Source organism: Reichenbachiella sp. (assembly GCF_039941815.1).
Taxonomy (GTDB): domain Bacteria; phylum Bacteroidota; class Bacteroidia; order Cytophagales; family Cyclobacteriaceae; genus Reichenbachiella.
Genome location: NZ_JBDVDW010000046.1, coordinates 1 through 1,476, shown reverse-complemented (window position 1 = coordinate 1,476; position 1,476 = coordinate 1). Strand labels below are relative to the sequence as shown.

Annotated in this window: 1 protein-coding gene; it reads right to left on the bottom strand. The window is 41.7% G+C overall.

What is annotated here, in order from left to right:
* Positions 1–907 precede the first annotated feature (907 nt).
* Positions 908–1,438, bottom strand: coding sequence for a hypothetical protein (locus ABJF11_RS10765; RefSeq protein WP_348119854.1), 531 nt, complete (start codon positions 1,436–1,438; stop codon positions 908–910).
* Between the last annotated feature and the right edge of the window lie 38 nt (positions 1,439–1,476).

Genomic DNA, 1,476 nt, shown 5'->3' with positions numbered 1-1,476 from the left:
CAACCACTTTGTTTTCCCATAACAAAACACAAAACAACAGATTTAGGTGTGAAACTAAAGTGAACTAACCAGTTTTCTTTCCCCGTAATTGTGCTAACACAAACTGGATTGAGCCATAAAATTACTCAACTAACTATTTTTTTTAACCCATATCGAAACAAAAATCAGAAATGGACACGAAATTACTCACCTAACCGTGTGTTTTCTCCTGACGAAGCACGAAACAGATTCAGACACGAAACAACTCAACCATTAATAACCAGTTTTTTCTTTTCCATATCAAACTCAAACCAGATATAGACATGAAAAAATATATGTTACGGGGGTCTATAGTTAACAGGACCTATGGCATACATAAAAACCTATATATTTAGGTATTTTTACTAACAATATTTGGTTCTGTTAACTATGGACCCCCGTAATAGTTTGACCCATGCTCTTATAGCCTCTTTTACTTGCTCATCTCACCATTTTGCTGCATGCTATCAGCGTTTCCCCTATTGCTCTACCTGCCGTGGTCTTGACCGATTGCTCCCATCCTTCTAGCATCCTAGCTCCTGCATTGTGCCTCTCTACGACGTTCCTTGTTGTACCTATTACTTCCAACAGCTCGGAAAATTGCTCTGCATTTTTGGCCACATCTCATCTTGGAACTATTCCCGTTTTTTTTTTCTTCTAGTAGTTTATCTATCGATGTGGTCGGAGATGATCTTGACTGGGTGTCATCAGACTCGATGGCGGGCTCTGGAAGACGGACGGCTTCTCCATCTGCACATTTTCCTACCTCTGCTATTTTTGATAGCCCTCGTCTGTTGACTGTCTGTCCATACTGGACAGTGATCCGTAGTTCCTACGTCCGCTGCGCATACATGCAGTTCCGTTTCCTTGCCATTTCCTTTTTCTACTACTATAAAGTGCTTTCTCCCTTTGGTATGCACTGTCTTGTCCATTCCGGTTCTGCCTTTTTTACTCTGTCGTTCAACGTCTTCATCTCGTTGTGCTTGAGGAACTTCAACATCTCTTCCCCATTCTTATTATTTGTTACTTCTCCATATTGTCCAATGTTCTCATTCAGTTTGCTTGCCTTCCCAATTCTTGAGTTAAAATCTCCCACTAGTACTACTTCTCCTTGCCTCTTATACTTCTGTACATCTACTGCTACTTCTCCGAACTTCCTCTGTATATCTTTTATCGTATTCTTCGACTCTGGGGGCATATATATGTTTCCTAAGAAGTAATATTTCGCTCCCCGCTCCCCTGGTACCTTAATCCATACCTGGTATGCTTTGATCACCTCTACTATGTCACCAATGTATTCTTTGACTAGGAACTCCATCCCCCCCGCCGCCCTATTCTTGCTATTCTGTCCCTTCCTCTTTTTCCCTATCCATGCGTACTCTCCAACTTTGCATCCTATACCCCCCCCTCTTTCTCCCACGATTTTTAAATTCCCAGTTTGTCTAGGTCTCGCTTACT